At 39.6% G+C, this 19,663-nt stretch carries 20 protein-coding genes; 10 read left to right on the forward strand and 10 right to left on the reverse strand.

The genetic code is table 11. The annotated features are described in order from the left end of the window. Positions 1-40: 40 nt before the first annotated feature. From asnS to pabB, 3 genes are all read right to left on the reverse strand, one after another. The gene (asnS, locus tag Q0976_RS13635) at positions 41-1,441 is read right to left on the reverse strand and encodes an asparagine--tRNA ligase (protein ID WP_299494387.1); all 1,401 of its coding nucleotides are present in this window, start codon (positions 1,439-1,441) and stop codon (positions 41-43) included. A 255-nt stretch (positions 1,442-1,696) separates the two neighbouring features. Beyond that, positions 1,697-2,269 carry a CoA pyrophosphatase gene (locus Q0976_RS13640; RefSeq protein WP_299494388.1) on the reverse strand — a complete coding sequence of 191 codons (573 nt, stop codon included), beginning with the start codon at positions 2,267-2,269 and terminating at the stop codon, positions 1,697-1,699. Between the two features lie 120 nt (positions 2,270-2,389). Continuing rightward, entirely contained in the window at positions 2,390-3,832 is a 1,443-nt protein-coding gene (gene pabB, locus Q0976_RS13645) for an aminodeoxychorismate synthase component I (RefSeq protein WP_299494389.1), read from the reverse strand. Positions 3,833-3,939: 107 nt separating this feature from the next. Here pabB and Q0976_RS13650 point away from each other — a divergent pair, with 107 nt between their 5' ends. Then, positions 3,940-5,484 carry a fumarate hydratase gene (locus Q0976_RS13650; protein ID WP_299494448.1) on the forward strand — a complete coding sequence of 515 codons (1,545 nt, stop codon included), beginning with the start codon at positions 3,940-3,942 and terminating at the stop codon, positions 5,482-5,484. Between the two features lie 98 nt (positions 5,485-5,582). Here the strand turns inward: Q0976_RS13650 and Q0976_RS13655 are convergent, their stop codons facing one another. Together Q0976_RS13655 and Q0976_RS13660 are read right to left on the reverse strand one after the other, a co-directional pair. Next, positions 5,583-5,966: a hypothetical protein gene (locus Q0976_RS13655; RefSeq protein ID WP_299494390.1), complete on the reverse strand. Its 384-nt coding sequence runs from the start codon at positions 5,964-5,966 to the stop codon at positions 5,583-5,585. Positions 5,967-6,018: 52 nt separating this feature from the next. After that, positions 6,019-6,498 (reverse strand): SRPBCC family protein, encoded by a 480-nt coding sequence (locus tag Q0976_RS13660; RefSeq protein WP_299494391.1) that lies wholly within the window; start codon positions 6,496-6,498, stop codon positions 6,019-6,021. 128 nt (positions 6,499-6,626) lie between these two features. Between Q0976_RS13660 and Q0976_RS13665 the strand changes: the two genes are divergently transcribed. From Q0976_RS13665 to Q0976_RS13680, 4 genes are all read left to right on the forward strand, one after another. After that, positions 6,627-7,073: a MarR family transcriptional regulator gene (locus Q0976_RS13665; protein WP_299494392.1), complete on the forward strand. Its 447-nt coding sequence runs from the start codon at positions 6,627-6,629 to the stop codon at positions 7,071-7,073. A 125-nt stretch (positions 7,074-7,198) separates the two neighbouring features. Then, positions 7,199-7,768 (forward strand): isochorismatase family cysteine hydrolase, encoded by a 570-nt coding sequence (locus tag Q0976_RS13670; protein ID WP_299494393.1) that lies wholly within the window; start codon positions 7,199-7,201, stop codon positions 7,766-7,768. Then, the gene (locus tag Q0976_RS13675; protein WP_299494394.1) at positions 7,765-8,676 is read left to right on the forward strand and encodes a DMT family transporter; all 912 of its coding nucleotides are present in this window, start codon (positions 7,765-7,767) and stop codon (positions 8,674-8,676) included. Before Q0976_RS13670 ends, Q0976_RS13675 begins: the two co-directional genes overlap by 4 nt. A gap of 132 nt (positions 8,677-8,808) precedes the next feature. Next, positions 8,809-9,129: a hypothetical protein gene (locus tag Q0976_RS13680; RefSeq protein ID WP_299494395.1), complete on the forward strand. Its 321-nt coding sequence runs from the start codon at positions 8,809-8,811 to the stop codon at positions 9,127-9,129. Between the two features lie 87 nt (positions 9,130-9,216). Here the strand turns inward: Q0976_RS13680 and Q0976_RS13685 are convergent, their stop codons facing one another. Then, positions 9,217-10,569 (reverse strand): aminotransferase class III-fold pyridoxal phosphate-dependent enzyme, encoded by a 1,353-nt coding sequence (locus tag Q0976_RS13685; RefSeq protein ID WP_299494396.1) that lies wholly within the window; start codon positions 10,567-10,569, stop codon positions 9,217-9,219. A 219-nt stretch (positions 10,570-10,788) separates the two neighbouring features. On the opposite strand from Q0976_RS13685, the gene Q0976_RS13690 reads away from it, so the two are divergent. Then, a complete protein-coding gene (locus Q0976_RS13690; RefSeq protein WP_299494397.1) occupies positions 10,789-11,865 on the forward strand; it encodes an AraC family transcriptional regulator in 1,077 nt (358 codons plus the stop codon). Positions 11,866-11,922: 57 nt separating this feature from the next. Here Q0976_RS13690 and Q0976_RS13695 read toward each other — a convergent pair whose 3' ends face one another. Further along, positions 11,923-13,752: a long-chain-acyl-CoA synthetase gene (locus Q0976_RS13695; protein WP_299494398.1), complete on the reverse strand. Its 1,830-nt coding sequence runs from the start codon at positions 13,750-13,752 to the stop codon at positions 11,923-11,925. An 85-nt stretch (positions 13,753-13,837) separates the two neighbouring features. After that, positions 13,838-14,299, reverse strand: coding sequence for an HIT domain-containing protein (locus Q0976_RS13700; protein ID WP_299494399.1), 462 nt, complete (start codon positions 14,297-14,299; stop codon positions 13,838-13,840). Between the two features lie 370 nt (positions 14,300-14,669). Between Q0976_RS13700 and Q0976_RS13705 the strand changes: the two genes are divergently transcribed. Genes Q0976_RS13705 through Q0976_RS13715 form a run of 3 tightly spaced genes read left to right on the forward strand, consistent with a single transcriptional unit; the run spans position 14,670 to position 16,616 of the window. Then, positions 14,670-15,413 (forward strand): hypothetical protein, encoded by a 744-nt coding sequence (locus tag Q0976_RS13705; protein ID WP_299494400.1) that lies wholly within the window; start codon positions 14,670-14,672, stop codon positions 15,411-15,413. Between the two features lie 5 nt (positions 15,414-15,418). Beyond that, positions 15,419-15,907: an ester cyclase gene (locus tag Q0976_RS13710; protein ID WP_299494401.1), complete on the forward strand. Its 489-nt coding sequence runs from the start codon at positions 15,419-15,421 to the stop codon at positions 15,905-15,907. Positions 15,908-15,935: 28 nt separating this feature from the next. Further along, the gene (locus tag Q0976_RS13715) at positions 15,936-16,616 is read left to right on the forward strand and encodes an iron-containing redox enzyme family protein (protein WP_299494402.1); all 681 of its coding nucleotides are present in this window, start codon (positions 15,936-15,938) and stop codon (positions 16,614-16,616) included. A 75-nt stretch (positions 16,617-16,691) separates the two neighbouring features. Here Q0976_RS13715 and trxB read toward each other — a convergent pair whose 3' ends face one another. Both trxB and ald read right to left on the reverse strand, forming a co-directional pair. After that, positions 16,692-17,645, reverse strand: a complete 954-nt coding sequence (gene trxB / locus Q0976_RS13720; RefSeq protein WP_299494403.1) for a thioredoxin-disulfide reductase — start codon at positions 17,643-17,645, stop codon at positions 16,692-16,694. Between the two features lie 178 nt (positions 17,646-17,823). Continuing rightward, a complete protein-coding gene (gene ald / locus Q0976_RS13725) occupies positions 17,824-18,939 on the reverse strand; it encodes an alanine dehydrogenase (RefSeq protein WP_299494450.1) in 1,116 nt (371 codons plus the stop codon). Between the two features lie 180 nt (positions 18,940-19,119). On the opposite strand from ald, the gene lrp reads away from it, so the two are divergent. Next, on the forward strand, positions 19,120-19,623 hold the full coding sequence (gene lrp / locus Q0976_RS13730; protein WP_299494404.1) for a leucine-responsive transcriptional regulator Lrp: 504 nt from the start codon (positions 19,120-19,122) through the stop codon (positions 19,621-19,623). Positions 19,624-19,663: the final 40 nt, after the last annotated feature.

Genomic DNA, 19,663 nt, shown 5'->3' on the forward strand with positions numbered 1-19,663 from the left:
TATTTATCATCGGCTTAGCTTCTCTGCTGAGAAAGGGTGTTTAGAAATTAGCCGATTTTGCTGCGCGAGGGAAAGGGATCACGTCGCGAATATTCGCGACACCTGTGACATATGACACAAGACGCTCAAACCCTAAACCAAAGCCTGCGTGAGGTACTGTGCCATAACGGCGAAGATCTCGGTACCACCAATAATCTTCTTGATCCAGCTCCATTTCAGCAAGGCGAGCATCCAGTACGTCTAAACGCTCTTCACGTTGCGCGCCGCCGATGATTTCACCAATGCCGGGAGCGAGAACATCCATCGCGGCAACGGTTTTACCATCATCATTTAAGCGCATATAAAATGCTTTGATGTCTTTCGGGTAGTTTTTAACCACAACGGGCGCTTTAAAGTGCTCTTCGGCTAAGTAACGTTCATGCTCTGATTGCAGATCGATACCCCACTCAACATCAAACTCAAACTTTTTACCGCAGTTTTTCAAGATCTCTACCGCATCGGTATAATCCACTTGAGCAAAATCACTGCTGACAAATGACTCGAGACGCTCAAGTACGGTTTTGTCGACACGTTGGGTAAAGAATTCAAGATCGTCACGGCGCTCTTCTAATACAGCCTTAAAGCAATATTTCAACATGGCTTCAGCAAGGGCGGCGGCATCTTCCAGATCGGCAAAGGCCACTTCAGGTTCCACCATCCAAAATTCAGCTAAGTGACGGCTCGTATTTGAGTTTTCAGCGCGGAAAGTGGGACCAAAAGTATAAATTTTAGACAAAGCACTGGCATAGGTTTCACCATTGAGTTGGCCAGATACGGTCAAGAAAGATTCTTTACCGAAAAAGTCTTCACTATAGTCCACTTTACCTTGTTCATCACGAGGCAAGTTTTCAAAGTCTAAGGTAGAGACTTTAAACATTTCACCAGCGCCTTCGCAATCGGATGCGGTGATAAGTGGGGTGGAGACCCAAATAAAGCCTTGTTCATTGTAAAAACGGTGAATGGCTTGTGATAAACAGTTACGCACGCGTGCGACGGCGCCAATGATATTGGTTCTTGGGCGCAGGTGAGCCAGCTCACGCAGATGTTCTATCGAGTGACGTTTGGCGGCCATGGGGTAAGTGTCTGGATCGTCAACCCAACCAGCGACTTCTACTTTTGTGACTTGTAATTCAAAAGACTGCCCTTTACCTGGAGAGTCAACCACTTCACCCGTCATAACAACAGAGCAACCAGCCGTTAATTTTAAAATTTCGTCATTATAATTGTCTAAATTATTAGGCACTACACCCTGAATAGGGTCAAAGCAGGAACCGTCATAAACGGCTAAAAACGAAATTCCAGCTTTAGAATCACGACGGGTTCTTACCCATCCGCGTACCGTGATTTGCGATCCAATCGCAAAGTCACCCTTAAATACAGAAGCGACAGATGTAATGCTCATTGTTGCTTAGCTCTCCAACGAAATGTGTTAATCAAAATGTGATTGTCCATCTTACCCTGATGACGGCTTTTCTCAAGTGTAAACTGAGGTAAGTTGCAATAAGAGGACAGATATTATGTTTATAGCGGTGATCTAATGAAAAAACTGCAGTGAAAGGGGATAAATATTATATTTTTAGCATTCATTACCTTTCATTTGCTGTTTTGGCTTATTGAGAAGTAAACCAGAATACAATAAATATAAAGAGTGATTCGATTAATGAGTATCTACATGCTGGCAGAGTAATTCAATAATCGCTGCTGTCGCGCCCCAAATGAGGTGATGTCGATAAGGAATAAAGTAGATTGGGTAGGTTTGACCTTTTCGAGAAAACGGCTGAACTTGCCTGTGGGCTTTATTGAGTAAATACGATAACGGAACAGTAAAATACTCTGCCACTTCTGCTGCATCGAGTTTAGGTGTAAAAGGGGCTTTGACAACCCCTAATATTGGCGTGATTTCAAAACCTGTGAGTGTTTTTTGAGCGGGGAATTGACCAAATACCTCAATATTCGTCGAGCAAAGGCCTATTTCTTCCTCGGCTTCTCGAAGCGCGGTGGCAATAAGATTGGCATCACCTTGTTCCACTTTTCCGCCAGGAAAGCTAATTTGCCCTGGGTGGGCTCTTAAATGCGTGGGCCTGCGTGTTAAAATGAGATGTAATTCATTATTAATGGATTGAAGTGCCAGTAACACGGCTGCAGGAATTAATGGCTTTGTTACCATTAAAGGTGGATGCAAGGGGAGTTGATGAACATGATAACGGAGCTTAAATTCATTTAACGTCATTATAATCCTATTAGTGGGCTTTTTTAATCGATGGGTTAACGTTAAATCGGCAATGTTAATAAACAGCATAACATTCGTTTTATACCGTGGGTAGCTTTCAGCCACCCAGAATGATGTTAATCACAGATTAAGAGGAGCATGGGAGAGTACGGGTAAGATTTGACTGACTTTATCATAACTTTCTTGGTATTCTGCCGCGGCAATAGAATCCGCCACAATACCGCCGCCAGCCCAGCAATATAATGTATTATTTTCTGCAACTAAAGTGCGGATTGTAATGCTGGTGTCCATTTTACCATCTTGGCTGAGATAACCCATTGAGCCACAATAAAGGCTACGTCTTGAAGGTTCTAATTCTTCAATGATTTCCATGGCCCTAATTTTAGGGGCCCCAGTGATGGAGCCGCCGGGAAAAGCGGCGCGTAGTAATTGTGCTGAACTGGCATTATCATCGAGCTTTGCGGTGACGGTACTGACTAAATGGTGCACGGCAGGAAAGCTTTCTATATCGAATAATGTCGGCACATGAACGCTGCCCGCTTGCGCCACTTTACCTAAGTCGTTACGTAATAAATCAACAATCATAACATTTTCGGCCCTGTCTTTTGTGGATTGACGTAAGGTGTTTGCCGATTGTGCATCTTTAAGGGGATCGTTAAAACGAGGCATTGTACCTTTAATGGGCTTAGTTTGAATATGCTGATCACGAAGTTGAATAAATCGCTCTGGTGAAATGGATAATATGGCTTGTTCGGGTAAACGCATAAAAGCTGAGAATGGCGCAGCATTGGTTGTGCGTAGCTTTTTATAGGCGAGATATTCATCTCCCTGATAGCAGGCATTAAAGCGTTGAGTTAAATTGATTTGATAGCAATCGCCACTGTGCAAATACGCTTGTACTTGGTTAAACTTTTCTTTGTACTCTTTGGCTGTGATCTGACTTTGCCAAGCCGAAGTTAAGTTAAATGTCGTCGCTTTTTTAGCTGGAAAAGCCAAGCGTGTTTGTAATTGATCATATAACGTATTGGCTGCTTGCTCGCCATCATAATGCAATAAATACCAAGCTTTTTCTTGATAATTGAACATCAGTGCCCAAGCATAAAAGCCCACATTCATCTCAGGTAAGGCGATATCCTGTGCGGCAATTTGTGGGATCTGTTCAATATGACGTCCTAAATCATAGCTAAAACTGCCCATGGCTCCACCGCAAAAAGGGAAGGGGGCGGTTTTTTGTATAGGGAACAGTTCGGCTAACGTTTTTTCCAGCAATGTAAAAGGATCGTCTTGTGAATGTTGTACCCTTTTAGGGGTTCGGTTATCGCTTTGAAGCTGATTAAGGGGATTTGATTCAAAATACGTTAACTTACTGATCTGATCTTTTGTTGTTAGTGTCGCAATAGGGGCGGCGCAAATGATATCGACATGGGCATCACAATGCTTGGCATTGGCTGAATCGAGTAAGATTGCCCAAGGTAAGTCTGAAAAATAATCAAAAAGGGCTTCTGTGCTTAAATTACAATCAATACGTTGAAAGAATAGGGCATTGTTTGCCGTTTCGCTCATCGATTAGTCCTATCTAAAAAGTGATGTTTAACTCAAAGTCGCGAAAGAGTATCATAATGTCTATAAATAAAATACGTATGCCAATCTGGATACGAGAACGCGCCCCTATGAATGTGAACGAGGAAGTGTCTGTGAGTAAAGAAACACCTGTCATTAAACAAAGTGACTTAATTGAAAGCGTTGCGGATGCCTTGCAATATATTTCGTATTATCACCCAAAAGATTTTGTCGACGCGATGGCAGACGCCTATGAGCGTGAGCAAAGTACTGCAGCAAAAGATGCGATTGCTCAAATATTGATTAATTCACGTATGTCTGCAGAAGGAAAACGTCCTTTATGTCAAGATACCGGCATTGTGACGACATTTGTCAAAATCGGTATGGGCGTGCAATGGGATAAATCGGATTTAACCGTGCAAGAAATGGTCGATGAAGGGGTGCGCCGAGCGTATACCAATCCTGATAATCCACTTCGTGCATCGATTGTGGCCGATCCGGCTGGCGCACGTAAGAATACGCGTGATAATACACCGTCAGTTGTGCATGTTGAAATGGTACCTGGGGCTCAAGTTGAGGTGATGATTGCTGCCAAAGGCGGCGGATCGGAAAATAAAGCCAAAATGGCCATGCTCAACCCCAGTGATGATATAGCCGCTTGGGTTGAGAAAGTATTACCCACCATGGGCGCTGGCTGGTGTCCACCGGGCATGTTAGGAATAGGCATTGGGGGCACAGCAGAAAAAGCGGCTGTGATGGCGAAAGAAGCATTAATGGAGTCCATTGATATTCAAGAATTACAAGCTCGAGGTGCTGAGACAACTGATGAAAAACTCAGGCTGGAGATTTTTGATAGAGCGAATAAATTAGGGATTGGGGCACAAGGCTTAGGCGGTGTGACGACAGTATTGGATGTGAAAATTAAATCTGCTGCGACCCACGCTGCGTCAAAACCTGTCGTGATGATCCCAAATTGTGCGGCAACCCGTCATGTACATTTTCATCTCGATGGTACGGGACCTGCGGATCTTGAGCCGCCTTCATTGAGTGATTGGCCTGAAATCACTTGGGAAGTGGGCGAGAGTGTGCGTCGTGTGGATTTAAATACGGTTACACAAGCAGAAATGCAAGAGTGGAAGAGCGGCGAAACAGTCCTATTGAGTGGAAAAATGCTAACCGGGCGTGATGCAGCCCATAAGCGTATTCAAAGCTTAATTGAAAGCGGCGAAGGTTTACCTGAAGGGGTCGATTTTAAAGGTAAATTTATTTATTACGTGGGGCCAGTCGATCCCGTTGGGGATGAAGTGGTGGGGCCAGCTGGGCCAACCACGGCGACGCGTATGGATAAATTTACTGACTTGATGCTCGATAAAACAGGCCTAATGGGCATGATCGGCAAGGCAGAGCGCGGTCCGGCGACGGTTGAGTCCATTAAGCAGCATAAGTCAGTTTATTTGATGGCAGTGGGCGGCGCGGCTTATTTGGTTTCAAAAGCCATTAAAAAGTCACGCGTGGTTGCTTTTGAAGACTTAGGCATGGAAGCTATTTATGAATTCGATGTGAAAGATATGCCTGTGACTGTTGCGGTTGATTCACAAGGCGTCAATGCCCATGAAACCGGTCCCGCTATTTGGAAAGTGAAGCTAAACGATTAAAATAATTAGGTTTTTTGAATGTAAAAAAGCGAACAATTTCATTGTGATATTGTTCGCTTTTTTATGAGTAATATTTTCATCAATAACGAGAATGGATATTATTGACGATACTTTATTCTAAAAGTATGTAATGCCAGTTGAGAGAGAATGAATAAACCAAAAGTGAGCATTAAGCCGCGGAGCATAATAGGGTCGTACTGTTCATTAAAAAGGGATATGACTCTCGCTGAACCATTGAAAAGAAAATACAGAGACGCTGGTAGCAGTAGAATCCAGTCTTTGCGGAGCAGAGCAAGAGAAGTCACAACGGCCAAACTGAGTAAGGGGGCGCCTAAGGTACGAATATTGGTGAGTCCATAGTCTGAGATAGGGTTAAACCCACTTGCTTGACCAATCGTTTCAGGGAAAAACAAGCTCGCGGAGGCGGCAATAAGAAAAATAAGGGTAAAACAGAGAGACAATAATTGTGCAATACGGATCATAATATTTCCTTTTGTAACGTGAATTGATGATTGACAGTGAGAATAAGCAGGATTAACTTTTGACATTCTTTAATGCATATTGCTGGAGATCTCTCAATATTGCGGCAAAATTTTTTGACAACCCACGTTTAATCAAAGGAAAAATAAGCAGCCCAAAAGAAGTCAATGTGACGTTTGCATTCCAAGTGATTTGAGCACTGTTTTTGCCTACAGGACTCACGATCATTGTGACAATATTTTTTCTGACAGGAAAAATTAATGGGGTATTGAGTGGAACGACATCGAATATTATTTCCATTCTATCCTTTGAATAAGACAGGATTTCTTCTTTGGCTTTTAGTCCATCAGCTTTATCCGTAAATTCACAAACCCGGCCAAACATGGGAGCATTGGTTATTGGGGCGGAGTCTTTTAATTGATAAGAGTGGGTCACGAACCCCATCCATTTATGGGCTTGATCAAACTCTTCAGCAACAATTTTCCACATAATTTCAGGATTGCGTTCAATGATAATTTGCTGGGTAATATTCATTTTACTGCTCGATTTAGTTGATATTTGTCAATTAAACTATTTTGATTGATAAATGTCAACTATATTTTAATGATAAGTGCATGTTATACTTGGATCAAGCATAGGAAATAAAAATAAGTGTATGTTATATGAAGAATAACCGAACAGTTCACGAAGTTGCTTTTCGATTGAATTATGATTTGATCACGCAAATGGAGCCACAACTTAAGCAGCTTGATCGTAAATTAGCGCCATTACAGTTACGCGCGATGAGACAAATATGGTTCAATACTGAGACCACACTGTTAGATATTGTAATGACCTTAAAACGAGATAAAGGACAAGTGACTCGATTGGTTGATGAGTTATGTACTTTGGAGATGGTTAAAAAAATAAAAAATCCAAACGATGGACGCAGTAAACTATTAAAGTTAACCCAACAAGGTAGGGCATTTTTCGAATCAATAGAAAAAATTGAACTCTCTTTTTCTGATCAATTAAAGAAAGGCATATCCGAAAAAGAATTGAACATGTTTTTTTCTGTATCGGATAAATTGTCTGAAAATATTCGAAATATGGCAGTACTGACAGAGTGACGCCATTACAGATCTTTTGTGAAAGTGGCGATTAAACATAATCAATCAGTTAGGTTAAAAGTGACATGCTTCTTTTGAATTATACTGAATACATCTTTTGTTATAACCGATGAGGAAATCGATTAATGAGAAGTGCTATTATCACATTAGATCTAATCAATGAAATTTGTCATAAAAAGGGTAAATTAGCTCAGTATGCTGATCGTATAGAAAATAAAGCCATTCTCAATAAAGTCAATCAGCTAACTGCATGGGGGCGAGCCAGAGATATGCTCATTTGCCATGTAAGAGTCGGCTTTAGTGCAGATCACAAAGAAGTCTCATCGGCATCTCCATTGTTTAGCGGAGCAAAGGTAAATAATGCACTGGTATTAAACAGCTGGGGAGGCGCATTTTGTGAGGCACTTAATCGAGAAATGGGAGATGTCGAAATTGTAAAGCACAGAGTGAGTGCTTTTTATGGAACAGATTTGGATTTGATTTTACGGGCAAACCATATCGAACAGCTGATATTAACGGGCGTATCGACTAATAATGCCGTCGAATTGACCGCGCGCGAAGCTCATGACAGAGATTACCGAGTGACAGTGGCGACTGATCTTTGTGAAGCCCTGACTGATGAAGAACAAGAAGCCAGTTTAACATTTTTATCTCGTATCACTAAATTGGTTGCGTTAAAGGAGATAATGGAATGACAACCCAGCGTATTTCAAATCATGACTTTTTAATCAGTGTTGTTTTGATGTTATTTGCCGCTTTTTCTTTGTCAATAGTAGCATTGTTAGGTAAAGAGTTAACAACTTTAATTGATTTTCCTGTTTTGATTTTTTTGCGTTTTTTTATTCCTTTTCTCATTTTGCTGTGGATAGCGATTATATTAATTGGGGATAAATGGGACTTGAGTCAGTGGCGACTGCTTTTGTTTCGCGCATTACTGACTGTGTCTTCTCAATATTGTTTATTTTATTATTTATTACATGGTTCGTTATTAAATGCCACCTTACTTTTTACAACGTCAGGGCTCTTTTTACCTTTTATCAGCTTTTTGTGCTTTAGAGCTGAAATAAAAATAAAAACCTTAGTGGCAACAATAATCAGTTTTATTGGAGTGAGTCTCATTTTACAGGCTTCAGGAGAGATGGATGGGTTGATGCTGATAGGGTTATTATCAGGTTTTTTAAATGCATGTTCACAAGTGACTATGCATTATTCATCAAAAAGGGGATCGGCTTTTGATGTGACTTTAATGATGTTTGCTTTTTCAAGTTTTTATACCTTTATTCTCGTCCTTGTTTTTGGTCATTTCACTTCATTATCGCATATTCTAGTTGTGTCTCAGTTTGAGTCACAATGGCTGATTTTGCTTGGGCTTGCTGTGTTTACGATTAGTAACCAATCTTTACGGACTAAGGCTTACAGTTACGTTAATAAACCTGCAAGCCTAACGCCATTTTATTATATTGCGATTGTATTTTCGGCTTTGTTAGACTGGTTTTATTATGGCAGAACGCTGCAATTACATACGTATGCCGGTTTTCTATTGATTTTCATGGCGGCTGTGGCTTTATCATGGCGTGGAAAAAATCCAGAGTTAAAATCTTAATTGATGGATTAACTGACTGACCCCCTTCATTTTGATGAAGTGAACAAGCGAAAGCATATAAAAGCTATTGTTTTATATGGTTCTTATTTGGTATAACTGTGTTTCCATCAGATGTTTAACAAGGATGTGTCAATGCTTGCACTCATGATTGTGATTGCACTGATCTTGGTTGGATTTTATGTTTATTTTGCTGAGTGGATGCAAAGACGTGTATTCGCTGCTATTGGACTAATAACATTATATTTCGTCATGTATTGGTTATTTGCACCTGATGATAGGGCGACTCAGCGATTAATGCCCTTATTGGGTATGATCCCAATGTTTTCTTTTGCCGCAATTTTATTTCCACAGCTTAATCAACATCATCTAGAAGAAGTGACAGAAGGATTAGGTTGGTTTGGCTTGATTTCAGTGTCTCTTATTTTATTGTTTTTTACGATTTATGTATGGTAAAAAAATAAATTCTGAAGCACTAAGGGTAGAGAGTAAAAACGGCTTACTTCATAAGCCGTTTTATGCTTAATTTTGAGCTGATAATGACTAGCTTTGTGGGTTTAATGCTTCTTCCATTGCGCGATCGGCGGTGGCTTCGAGCCATGCAAGATCAATATTTTTATGGGCTTCACAAATAAACCAAGGTTCACGAGAATCGGGCTCTAACATGACACCATACTTGATTAAGTTATGGGCGAACTGGGTGTATAAATCACTGTTGGTTTTTTTCCAGTCTCGGTAATTTTGTGGCACTTCTTTACCAAAATGAACACCAAACATTGCATTGGGGCCAGCAAATTTATGTGCGATACCATGTTTGGTAAAGACGCGTGATAGTAATGCTTGTATATTACTACCAGCTTGATCAATATGAGTATATGCATCGGTTTCATTGAGTAAAGTTAACGTGGCTTTTGCTGCACTTAAGGCAATCATATTCGCCGTATAGGTACCGCCATGGGTCACGCCTTTTTGACTGAAGCTGATGACATCCATGACATCGGCGCGCCCACCGAAAGCAGCGACAGGGTAACCATTTCCCATGGCTTTAGCATAAGTGGTGAGATCGGCATGAATGCCATAGAGTGATTGTGCGCCGCCTTTGGCCACGCGAAAGCCGGTTTTGACTTCGTCCATGATTAACAAACTGCCATGGGTATCACACATGTCACGTAGCTTTTGCATGTAAGCTTGCGATGAAGCGATACTGCCACAGTTGCCTAATATTGGTTCAATGACAATGGCGGCAATATCATCACCGACCCGTTGAAATACCGCATCAATGGCGTCAAAATTGTTTAAAGGAACTGTTTCTAGATGTTCTCGGCTAGCCTCTGGGATCCCACTACCAAATGAAGCGATTTCTGGCGCTGCTTGGTTTTCTACATCCCAATTATCAACATCTGATTTCCACATCATCTCATCATAGAGACCGTGGAACCCGCCTTCAACGACAACAATTTTATTACGATTGGTAAAACCTCGCGCAGTACGAACGGCACCGATCACCGCTTCAGTGCCTGAATTGGCAAAACGCATTTTTTCGATATTGGGGCACATTTGTTTAATTAAAGCGATAACTTCTGAGTCTAATTTCGTTGAGAAACCTGAGATGGTGCCACACTCAGTAATGGTTTTAATCACCGCTTCATCCACTCGAGTGTCGCGATAACCTAAAATAATGGGACCATAAGCTAAGCGAAAATCAACAAATTCTTGCCCATCTTCATCGGTAATAGTACAGCCTTGGGTGTGTTTGACAAAAACAGTATTGTTTTCTCCCCAATAGCGGTAACTATCAGCCACACCTAACGGCATGTGGTTTTGTGCATGTTCTAATAAAGCGTTACCTAATGGTTTAGTTGATTGACTCATAACATCTTTGTCTTCGTGATTCATTTGAGGGCGCATAATACAGGGCTAGTAGGCAATTGACTATAATATTGCATCGTTTTTTTAGGGTTTTTTATGGAATAAAGTAAAGCGTTTTATTTGTTTTCACTATGCTATTTATCCATCAAAGGTACCAACCAAGGTAAAATATTTTGTCTTGATTAGAAGCAAAATGCTGTTTATTCTGGTTTTAAAAGGGTTTATTATTTTTTGGGAGAACGACATATGGAATTTGGCCTGACTGCTTATCCAACAGTATCTGCAGCTGCAGTCTTGGATTTGTACGATGTATTGTCTTGTCATGAAGTAATAACACCAAAGAATGCCTGCCAACTGAATTTTAAACGTCAAGATCTCATGGGGGTTGAAAAGCGTGTTCCCCTCGCGTTTGAAAGGCAGTTGTGGGCTTTGGGAAGCAAATCACCCCGTTTGAGCAATATTGGTTTTGCTGTTGGTACGCAAATAAACCGAAATGCTCAAGGAGTATTATCTCATTTATTGTCGGTAGCCGATGACTTAAGAGAAGCGCTTTATTTATATAAGAAATATATTGTATTGATGAATCAATGCGAAAAAATTGATGTGGTCGAATATGGTTGGGGAATACGGATCCTTTACCTTACCGATTATGATTATGAATTTACACAGGTTTCCACTGAGCGGAGTTTGAGTGCAATGGTGACTTGGGCTAAGTATTTAACGCAAAATAAGTTAACATTACGAAAAGCCAGTTTTAAACACAATAATGTCGCTAATTTACCTGATTATTTAACAATATTTGGTGATAAAGTGTGTTTTAATCAAAAGGAGACATTCCTTGATATTTCCAACAGTGTGGCCAGTTTAAAAATTAAATCGGCAAATGCTTATATTAAGAATATGCTGGTTAAACGTATAGAACAAGAAATGAAAGTACTCTATATTGATGCTTCCTTAAGAGATAAAGTGATATTAATTATTCGGCAATATTTACACTCTCAAACTTGTTCCTCGGATTTTGTCGCACATAAATTAAATATGAGTCGACAAACGTTACATCGAAAACTGACAAAGGAAGGCTTGAATTTTAAGATTATTTTAAGTGAAGTCAGGCAAGAAAAAGTCATTGGGTATTTATTAAATAAAAGTCATAGTGTTGAAAGTATTGGGAGTATGTTAGGGTTTAAAGATGCCAGTTCCTTTTATCGAGCGTTTAAATCATGGTTTAACATGACGCCAAAAATGTATCGTCTGGCATTGTTGTCATCAGAAGAGCCTGAAATGATCACAACTTCAGCCCCGCTTGCACAAGAGCAAGGTTAATCATTTCACGCCTGCGCAGAGATAATATTTCTACGCAGGCCCTTGTGTTACTTTTTATCAATAACGGTATTTCCCCTCGATAATACGATGCTGCAGTTTAGCGCATAAGGGTTGATAGGTATCTGTGTTGGGGAGTAATACAAAAATAGGGTTATCTGAGTTCTCAATATTAAACCCCAATTCTTTCAGTCTATGTTTTTTATATTTGAAGGTGCCGGTCATATCCATCCCTTTACTTAAACTGATGAAAATGGGAATAGCGTATTGAGGAAGAGTTTGTTTTAACTTTCGATAAAATGTCGAAAAATTAAAATCGGCGATATCACAATTGAGTTTGAGCTGGGCCATGCCCGCTTTACCATTCGTATTAGGAATGGTCACACCATAAACGACGGACTCACTAATATCATCAATTTCATCAATGAGCATTTCAACTTCAGTCGTAGAGACATTTTCACCTTTCCAACGGAATGTATCTCCTACGCGATCAACAAATTGGGTATGTTTAAAGCCAATATCTCGCATCAAATCACCGGTATTAAACCAAGCGTCGCCTGTTTCAAAAACATTTCTTAATACAGTGTGCTGTGTCTTTTTAATATCGGTGTAGCCATGAAAGGGGGATTTAGGGCTGATTTCACCAAGTAATAGTCCTGTTTGTCCTTTGGAGACTTTGTTGAAAAAGCCTTGCTTATTTCTAATGGGGCGGTCATTTTCTTTATCATATTCTATTAGTGCATATTTAGCCGGAGAAAAGCCAACAGTATGATCAAAGTTAAAGATATTACTAAAGCCAATATTGCCTTCGCTGGAAGCATAAAATTCATAGATACGCTCAATATTGAATCGTTGTTTAAACGTTTGCCAAATCGAAGGACGTAGACCATTACCTAAAATCATTCTTATTTGATGTTGGTTATCATGTTCTGTTGGCGCTTGATCGATTAAATAGCGGCATAATTCACCAATATAACCAAATGCCGTTGCGTTATAGTAACGAATATCAGACCAAAAACGAGAAATACTGAATTTTCTGGTCATGATCAAAGTGGCATTACCAGCCAGAATGGATCCCCAACAGATAGCCATAGCAGTTGAATGATAAAAGGGCAGAGGAACATACATAGCATCGCTTGCTTTTAAGTGCACTGTTGCATGACCAAAAGACCCATAAGCTTTCATGAAACGACCGTGATTAAAGATCACCGCTTTGGGTAAACCCGTTGTGCCTGAAGTGTATACATAGAAGCATGGATCTTCTCCAGTAATATGCTTGACTTGAGGCAGCGATTTTCCTGATTGTGCTCGAATAATGAGTGCTAAATTTTGCCAGTGAACAGGGGCATGTCCCATTTTGGTGAGTGTATCAGTATCGGCTAAATAAAAGTGATGGGTACAGGGAATATGAACATCATCGCGAATGGCTTCGTAAGCTTCGTAGCATTCCTCACCAACAACAATGAGTTTTGGTTGGACGATACTGAGGCTATGGGTAAGTACCTTTCCCTGTTGGCTGGTATTGATCATTGCGCTAATGACACCGATCTTAGCACATGCTGTGACTACTGCTAAGAGCTCTGGTCTATTTTCAACCATAATGGCAACACAATCACCTTTTTTGAGTCCATAATTGAGCAAAGTACGAGCAATTTTATTACTCCACTCATTGAATACTTGATAAGTAATATTGCGTTCTTGATAACGAATGGCCAACCCTAGAGGATTTTTCTTCGCCGCTTTTTCAACACAGAGCCCGAGGCCGACAGCTTTTGTTTTATTTCTCGCGTCGGCAATTTTGAGGCCTTTAATAATGCGGGGTAATTTAAAGAGTATTTCTGGTACTTTGAGTACCATTTTTTTTGCTGTGATGATTTCATTGTGTTTCATTCTATCAACTCTAGCGGTAATGATAATATTATTTAAATATTATTTAAGAAATGAATGGAATAAAACGACAATTTGAATCAAGTTATTAGCAATTTGTCTCATTGGAGCCATCTTTTATATTGAGTGACAGTTTTTTTGCCCAAGTGAGTGTTTTTTTATTAATGATATAATTGAATGGGTTAATATACCGCGTGAACATATTAATTAAAAAATAAAGTGTATCGCACCGATACCTTGGAATAAGGTGTAAGTGTACATGAGGAATATGTTGGTAAGCACTGGGACCATCATTAATTAAAAAATGCACATCCTTAATGCTATGATCCATTCTTTTCATTGCTAAAGTGATATTTGAGGCAACGTTGATAAGCTGTGAACGTTCTTTATCAGTTAATTGAGTAATAGATTGCTTATGCCTTTTACTGAGTATTAAAAGGTGACCTCTGCTCAATTTGAATTTATCTAATATGACATGACAATCATTACTTTCATAAATACTAATACAAGGAAGAACACCATTGTTTATTTTGCAAAAGATGCATGTCATAAGAATACCAGTTGTTTATATTTTATTTTAATAATTTACATTATTAGATTTATAACGCAATTTAAAATAATAAATTTACAATTTATTTTAATTAAATTTAATTAACCAAAGTTAAACGATTAAGTGTTCTAGTATTTTATAATAAAAATAAGGGAGACATGATGGTTAGGCTTGTCTCTTCGTTGTTGATTATATGTTTAACATTGATTTTATAGTGTTTTTTGTTATTTTTGTCCTGTGTTATATGATTAGCGCTAGAGTGTAAAATGTGACAAATAGCCATATGGATAAGACAAAATGCAATTGTATTATGTCAAATACTTAGTTAACTTTTCTGTGGTATTGATATTTAATCAATCAGGAAATAAGTATGAGTATAGCCGTAAAAAAAGTAAATGATGATAAGGTTAATGATGAATTCAATTTGAATTTAATTAACCCGAATGTTGACCGTTTATATCGATATACAGATAATCTGACTCAAAAAATAATAGGAAGGAAAGACTTAATTATTCGTCAAGTAACAAATGGTAGTGATTTATATTTATTGTCTGAAGCAAGAAAAAAAATCTATGCAAAGCATGCCAGTTATTTTAGTCAATTTTATAACAATGATTTTTTTATTGATGATAAAGATTATTCCTCTTATTTATTTGCTTGTTTTTTTAAAGGAGAGATAGTAGGGACTCAACGTATTGCCACTTATCCATTTGAAGTGTGTCAATATATTAATAATAAAGCATTAAGTGCGTTTTTAGGCTGTGACTTTCAAAATAATTATATTGAATTTTCAAGATTGGCTGTTAATCAAGATTATGGTCTGGGACATGGACTTGCTCATGCATTAAATGTGGTTGCCGGTATTTTAGTCACAATGAGTATCAAAAAAAGTCAATATATTACATATTCAAAACCCAAGTTAAAACGAAAAGCGGCTAATTTTGATGATGATGTGATTGCTTTTACTATATCAGAGCGTGAAAACGAGAAATATGAATTATATAAAGCGAATACTTTGATTAGCATGTCCCAGTTATTAGGGATTGCCAAACAGCCGGGCTTATCGCTTTATGAGAGTATCAATAATGTCATGATGGACGAGAAGCGGGGGTAAATACTATGCTCGAAGTGGTAAAAGAAAAAGCGCAGATTGACAATGAATATGCGACTGAGGAGGGAGCAGGACTAAAGACAGTTAAGCATGGCGAATCGATTTCACAAAAAAATATAGACATAGTATTGGCTTTTTATGATGGTGTTTTTAGCCAAAGAAAGGTCGAATGTTGTCACGATTTAATGAAGGCTGATTATATTAATCATAGTCAATTTGTTGAAAATGGTAGAGAAAACTTTAAAGCTTACTTTAATACTTTCTATCAAAAATTTAAGCATTCAGGCACAAAAGTCGAACTTGTTTTTGCGGATAAAGACTGGGTTTGCTTACATGCAACGCATTGGGCATCGAATCGACTTTTTACCGTTAAATTAAAATGTGTCGATATTTATCGATTAGAGCAAGGGCAATTAGCAGAGCACTGGGACTCAGTTGAAGGGTTGACTGTTTTTTCTCGTTTAGTTTTCTTTCTGAAATCTTTTTTAAGACTGTAATAATATAGCGGATATTTAAGGATAAAACATGTCATTTATTAATGAATTAGCAGTAATTTGCGACAAAGAATGGGAAAAAATAAAGTCGGGGACTTTTTTTCGCTTAGCCACTGAAGCGATCACCAAAGAACTGTATATCGATGCGATGGTGCAAGTGTTCCATTATACCAAGAATAATGCGATTAATCAGGCTGCGGCCACGTTTCCCGAAGATCATAAAAAATTAGGTTTACTGCGGTTTGCTATGCGTCACGCCCTAGAAGAGCTTGGGCATGAAAACATGGTCGTGAGAGATTTGGAGTCCATGGGCGTTGATTCAAGTGTGTTTGATACACCGCCTTTACCAGCTACCGAAGCATTGAATGGTTATTTACACAGTGTGGCCATTCGAGGCGGGGTGATCCCAAGGCTAGGGTACAGCTATTGGGCTGAAGACAGTTATGAGCATTTAGGAGGGTTACTGGATGCGTGTCGTCATGTGTTAAAATTAACGGATAAACAATTGAGCTTTTTTATCGCTCATGCAGTGATTGATGTTAAGCATGCGCAAGATGTCAATGATGCCATTGAAGAGTGGGTTGTGACGGAAGAAGAACAGCAAGCTGTGATCCAAGTGGCGAAAACCACATTATTTTTAACTGGACAAATTTTGGAATCAGTGGCTCAAGCTTATCTTGCTAAACAAGAGAAGCTAGCGCTAACCGCATAAAAACGAATGCAAAAATAGCAGGAAAAATGCCTGCTATTTTTGAATTAATTAGCCAATGAAGACTTAGTGCTTCGTTTAGCCTTTGGCGTCTAGATAACGCTCAGCATCCAGTGCAGCCATACAACCTGTTCCTGCAGAGGTGATAGCTTGACGATAATGCTGATCCATTACGTCTCCAGCGGCAAATACGCCTTCAATACTGGTTTGCGTCGCATTGCCTTGTAATCCGCTTTGTACTTTCAAATAGCCATGGCTCATATCTAATTGGCCCTCAAACATTTGAGTGTTAGGGCTATGGCCGATAGCAACAAATACACCAGCAACAGCTAAATCAGTAATACTGTCATCTTTAGTGCTTTTCATCTTAAGGCCGGTTACACCCATATCATCACCCACCACTTCATTGAGTGTTTGATCCAGATGCAAAATAATGTTGCCATTAGCGACTTTATCCATTAATCGATCAATGAGGATCTTTTCTGATCGAAAGGTGTCACGACGATGAATTAAGTGCACTTCAGAAGCGATATTGCTTAAATATAATGCTTCTTCTACCGCAGTATTGCCTCCGCCTATAACAGCGACTTTTTGGTTTCGATAAAAGAATCCATCACAGGTAGCACAGGCGGATACACCGCGGCCTTTGAAGGCTTCTTCAGAAGGTAAGCCTAAATATTTTGCTGATGCACCCGTGGTGATAATCAATGCATCACAAGTGAACTCACCATTATCACCTTTCAGTCTGAAAGGACGCACATTTAAATCAACTTCATTGATGTGATCGAAAATAATTTCGGTATCAAATTTTTCGGCATGAGCTTGCATACGTTCCATTAATGCAGGGCCCGTTAAATCATTAGCGTCACCAGGCCAATTTTCCACTTCAGTGGTGGTGGTCAGTTGCCCACCTTGTTGCATGCCTGTGATCATAACAGGCTTTAGGTTTGCACGTGCTGCGTATACAGCAGCTGTGTAGCCTGCGGGGCCTGAACCCAATATCAGTAAATTGCAGTGTCTAGCTTGGGTCATTGCTCTCTCCATTCCTTAACGCGTGGGGGGATTGTAGGGAATTTGGCTCTCAGGGTAAAGCCATGAAAGCAGATTATTCTAGATTGCTTTAATCGAAAAACTCAATGATCGATAAAAAAGGAAACCTTAAGTTTCCTTTTTATGCTGCCAATGGGTTTATCATTGAACAAAAAGAGAGTTAAGCAAGCAATAACATAGGATCGACATAAGCTAAATCAAGGGCTTCAGCGACTTCAACACAGGTAATTTTACCGTGCATTACATTTAGGCCATTACGCAAATGTTTATCTTGTTGCAATGCTTTCTTATAGCCTAAATCAGCCAATTTAATGATGTAAGGTAAGGTGGCATTATTTAAGGCAAAAGTTGAAGTCCGTGCGACGGCGCCAGGCATATTGGCGACGCAATAATGTACAATATCATCAACGATGTAAGTGGGGTCTTCATGGGTTGTCGCATGAGAGGTTTCAATACAGCCGCCCTGATCGATAGCAACATCAACAATAGCTGAACCGGTTTTCATGCGTTTAATGTGATCTCTCGTGACCAATTTGGGGGCGGCGGCACCTGGTACCAGTACGCCACCAATCACAAGATCGGCCTCTAGTACATATTTTTCAATGGCACTTGCTGTCGAATAAATGGCTTTAATTTTATTATCAAACTGCACATTTAAACGACGTAGCGTATCGATATTTCGATCCAGTACCACGACATCCGCGCCCAGTCCAACCGCCATTTGTGCGGCATTTGTACCCACCATACCGCCGCCAATAATGACAACTTTAGCAGGTTCAACACCAGGGACGCCACCTAACAACATGCCACGTCCACCACGAGATTTCTCAAGTGCCATTGCTCCAGCTTGTATCGACATACGTCCAGCAACTTCTGACATTGGGGCGAGTAAGGGAAGGGTGCCGCGATCGTCGGTGACGGTCTCATAAGCAATACAAACAGCTTGGCTGTCAATTAAGTCCTTGGTTTGAGGTAAGTCAGGGGCAAGGTGGAGATAAGTAAACAGTAATTGATCGGGTTTTAACATGGCCCGCTCAATTGCCTGAGGCTCTTTCACTTTAACTATCATGTCTGCTGTGTCAAAAATTTCTTTTGCAGTGCTGAGAATGATTGCACCCACATCTAGATAATCTTGATCGGAAAAACCGACGCCAACACCCGCATTTGTTTCGATAAATACATCATGTCCTTTTAGTTTTAGTTCATGGACACTGGATGGAACCATACCAACACGGTATTCATGGTTTTTGATTTCTTTAGGAACACCAATTATCATCATTAAGCCTCAAATTGCATAAACACCCATTTACATCGGGCGTGATAGTGATTGAAGGGAAGTCTGAATTGTTATATTTTCAGTAAAGTAAGTATATTACTCCTTTGGAAGTTTATGCTACTAAAGATGGGCCATTTGCAGTGTGTTGTATCGTTTTACTGCTAATTTAAGGTTAATAATATGGTAAATAATAAAAAAAGTCCGATAAAAGACTTAGATAGAATCGATAGAAATATACTCAATGAACTACAAATTGATGGACGTATTTCTAATGTGGAGCTTTCAAAACGAGTGGGTTTAAGTCCAACTCCTTGTCTTGAAAGAGTAAAAAGGCTAGAAAAACAAGGCTATATTAACGGTTATACAGCGCTAATCAATCCGCATTATATTGGTGCATCTCTATTGGTTTTTGTTGAAATTACACTAAACAGAGATACTTCAGAGGTCTTTGATAAGTTTAATCGTGCGGTACAACTCCTTGATGATATTCAAGAATGTCATTTAGTGTCAGGAGATTTTGATTACTTATTGAAAACCCGTGTGTCTGATATGTCTGCGTATAGACGGCTACTCGGAGAAACATTGCTACACCTTCCTTCGGTTTCGGATACTCGAACCTATGTTGTGATGGAAGAAGTGAAGCAAACAAATCGTGTGGCTATTAATACGGTCAGTGGAAGCTAACGCTAAAATATGCTGCAAAAAGAGCCGAAAGGCTCTTTTT

This window comes from uncultured Shewanella sp., assembly GCF_947501665.1.
Classification (GTDB): Bacteria; Pseudomonadota; Gammaproteobacteria; order Enterobacterales; family Shewanellaceae; genus Shewanella.